This is a genomic window from Mesorhizobium sp. M1A.F.Ca.IN.022.07.1.1 (assembly GCF_003997575.1).
Taxonomy (GTDB): Bacteria; Pseudomonadota; Alphaproteobacteria; order Rhizobiales; family Rhizobiaceae; genus Mesorhizobium.
This window is the reverse complement of the sequence record NZ_RZST01000461.1, coordinates 1-3753: the sequence shown is the minus strand read 5'-3', so window position 1 is coordinate 3753 and position 3753 is coordinate 1. Positions and strand designations below refer to the sequence as shown.

The 3753-nt window shown below is 61.6% G+C and carries 2 protein-coding genes; both read left to right on the top strand.

Features of this window, described 5'->3' with window-relative positions; translation table 11 throughout:
- The coding region (locus tag EOA75_RS30320) for an HlyD family efflux transporter periplasmic adaptor subunit (RefSeq protein ID WP_127325871.1) at positions 1–671 on the top strand (671 nt) is incomplete at its 5' end.
- Positions 672–678: 7 nt separating this feature from the next.
- A partial coding sequence (locus tag EOA75_RS30315) for an efflux RND transporter permease subunit (protein WP_164747676.1) occupies positions 679–3753 on the top strand: 3075 nt, incomplete at its 3' end.

Here is a 3753-nt window from a genome sequence, read left to right as displayed (position 1 = left end):
AGGCAAAGCTGACGCGGACGCGCGATCTGGCGGGAAGCTTCGTAGCGCCGAAGAGTCAGGTGACCGATGCGGAAACCGAGCTCGCGGGCCTCAGGCGGCGGCGCGAGATTCTGCTGGAGACAACCGGCGCCACCGAGGTGCTCAAGGCGCCGATCGACGGCGTGGTCGCGGCCGTCAAAGCGGTGCCAGGACAGGTCGTCGGCTCCACGGATGTGGTCTTTCAAATCGTCGATCCATCTGGTCTCTGGGTCGAAGCATTGGTCTATGCGGACGTGGAGCCCGGCTCCTTGGGCTTCGCAAACGCGACGACCTCCGAGGGCACCGCAATCAAGCTCAGCTTTCAAGGATTCGGCAAGACGCTCCAACAGCAGGCGCGCGTAGTCCAATTCTCGGTAGAAAACCCGGACGAACGCCTCGCGGTCGGGCAACCGGTCACGGTACGGGCGTTCGTCGGCAAGCCGGTGTCGGGATTTATCCTTCCACGAAGCGCCGTCGTGAGAGGCGGCAATGGCGAAACAATAGTTTGGCTCCATGCCCATCCCGAGCGCTTCGCGCCCAAGCCTGTCCATATGGAAGCATTTGACGCGGAGCGCGTGGTGATCCGCGCTGGCCTGTCGGAGGGTGAGCGGGTGGTCGTTCAAGGCTCCGAGCTGATCAACCAGATCCGCTGAGGTTGTGATGTTCAGTTTTCTCGTTAGCAATAGCCTCAAGAACCGGCTTTTCGTGCTCGCAGCGGCTTTGCTGCTCGTCGCCTACGGCAGCTACATGCTTCCGAAGGTACCCGTCGACGTATTCCCGGACCTCAATCGCCCGACCGTGACACTGATGACCGAAGCCGAGGGACTTGCCCCTCAGGAGGTCGAGCAGCTGGTCACTTATCCGCTTGAAACGGCGATGAACGGAATGCCCGGCGTCACCCGCGTCCGATCGATTTCGGGCGTCGGGCTGTCCATCATCTATGTCGAGTTCGACTGGGAGACCGACATCTACCGCTCCCGGCAGCTTGTTGCGGAGAAGCTGGCTCTGGTGGGCGAGCAGCTACCGGCCGGAGTTACGCCACAAATGGGTCCCGTGAGTTCGATCATGGGCGAGATCATGCTGATCGCCATCTCGAGTGACGCCGTTTCGCCGATGGAGTTGCGCGAGATCGCGGATTTCACGATTCGTCCCCAGTTGCTCACGATAGAGGGCGTTTCGCAGGTCATCCCCATAGGCGGGCAAGTCCGCCAGTACCGGGTCACCCTAGATACCGCCGCCTTACAGGCCTTGCAGGTTACGGCATCCGAAGTCGAGCAGGCGGTAACGCGCTTCGGCACCAACACCGGCGGCGGATTCGTCGATCAGCACGGCCGCGAATATCTCATCCGCAACGTAGGCCTGACGAAGCGCTTGGAAGACCTGCGCAACACGGTCGTCGCAAGGCGCGATGACCAGCCGATCTTCCTCCACCAGGTGGCCAATGTCGACTTTGCAGCGCGCGTGAAGCGAGGCGATGCAGGCTATCAGGGCCGCCCGGCGGTCATTGTATCGGTGCAGAAACAGCCCGGCGCGGACACGGTCGACCTCACCGGACGCATCGAGGCGGCACTGATCGACATCGATAAGACGCTTCCCGAAGGCGTGAAGGCAACCAATCTTCAGTTTAGGCAAGCCACCTTCATCGAAACTTCGGTGGAGAATGTCGAGAAGGTGCTTCTGGAAGCGGCGGCCGTCGTGGCGGTCGTGCTCATCCTCTTTTTCATGAACGCACGCGCGACGTTCATTTCGTTGACCGCGATTCCAATCTCGATCCTCGTGACAGTGCTGGTCTTCCACGCTTTCGGGCTGACTATCAACACGATGACGCTGGGCGGCCTCGCGATTGCGATCGGCGAACTCGTGGACGACGCAGTCGTTGACGTCGAGAATATTCTGCGCCGTTTGAAGGAGAACAGCGCCCAAGCTCTGCCAAAGCCAGTTCTGGAGGTGATTGCCGCCGCATCTCAGGAGGTGCGCTCGGGCATCGTCTACGCGACGATGATCATCATTCTCGTGTTCGTGCCCCTGTTCGCGCTGTCGGGAATAGAGGGCCGTCTGTTCGCGCCACTGGGTGTGGCTTACATCGTCTCGATCCTGGCCTCGCTCGTCGTGTCGATCACGGTCACGCCGGTGCTCTCATACTACCTGCTTTCGGGTCGGGCGAAGGGACATGGACATGACAGTTTCGTTGTCCGGCATCTCAAGCGCGCCAACAATGCACTTCTGCACTGGGCGTTCGGCAACAGGGCGCTTGTGATCGGCTTGGCGCTTCTTGGCGTCGGTTCGGCCGCCTATGCTGTCACGCTTTTGCCGCGCTCGTTCCTGCCTCCCTTCAATGAGGGTACTCTGACCATCAGCCTTGCCTACAATCCCGGCATCGCACTAGCGGAGAGCAATCGTCTGGGACTGATCGCGGAGACCATCATCAAGGGAGTTCCCGAGGTCGTGTCGGTCGGTCGGCGCACCGGCCGCGCCGAACTCGACGAGCATGCCGAAGGCGTCCACGCGTCCGAGATCGACGTCGACCTCAAGCGCTCCGCGCGGTCGAAGGAAGAGGTGATGGCCGATATCCGGCAGCGCCTCGCCGTGCTGCCGGCCACGCTCAATGTCGGACAGCCGATTTCGCACAGGCTTGATCACATGCTTTCCGGCGTGCGGGCGGAGGTCGCACTGAAAATCTATGGCGATGACATCGACACGCTGCGTTCGACAGCCGAGATGCTGCGCGAGAAGCTGTCGGGCGTCCAGGGTCTGGTCGACCTGCAGGTCGAAAAGCAAGTCCGCATTCCACAGCTCCGGGTCGATGTCGACCACGAGCGTGCGGCCCTCTACGGCCTCACGCCGGCCTCCATCACTGAGGCGCTGGAGAGCATGTCCAATGGCCGGACGGTATCGCAGATCGTGGAGGGCAATCGCCGCTTCGACGTGGTCATGCGGCTCTCTGACGTTGATCGATCGACCGCAGGCCTGGCCGATCTCCTAATCTTCACTCCGGCAGGCACTGTGCCGCTTCGCATGGTCGCTGACGTCGTCGAGACGGATGGACCAAACCAGATCCTGCGCGAGAACGGCCAGCGGCGCATCGCGGTGCTCGGCAACAGCGATAGTGAGCGTGACATGGCGGCAATCGTCGCGGACATTCGCAGCATCCTCTCCGAAACGATGCTGCCGCAGGGCTACGTTGCCCGGCTCGAAGGCACCTTCCAGGCGCAGGAGGAAGCGACATTAAGGATCGGCGCGCTTTCGCTCGTTTCGCTCGTCCTTGTCTTTGTCGTTCTTTACAGCCGCTATCAGTCGCCGGCGCTCGCCCTGATCATCATGGGCAATATCCCGCTCGCGTTGATCGGCAGCGTGGTCGCGCTCAACATCGCCGGACAGCCGCTGTCGGTCGCTTCGATGATCGGCTTCATCACGCTGGCAGGCATTTCGGCCCGTAACGGCATCTTGAAGATCTCGCACTACATCAACCTGGCGCTCTACGAAGGAAAGCGGTTCGGCAAGGAACTGGTGATCCGCGGCAGCCTAGAGCGGCTGACCCCTGTGCTGATGACCGCGCTTTCTGCCGGCATGGCACTCATCCCCCTCCTGATCGGGGCCGGAGAGCCTGGCCGCGAAATCCTGCACCCCGTCGCCGTCACCATCTTTGGCGGGCTGATCTCTGCGACACTGATTGATACCTTTCTGACCCCCGTTCTGTTCCTGAGCTTCGGCAGGAAGCCACTGCAACGCATCAGG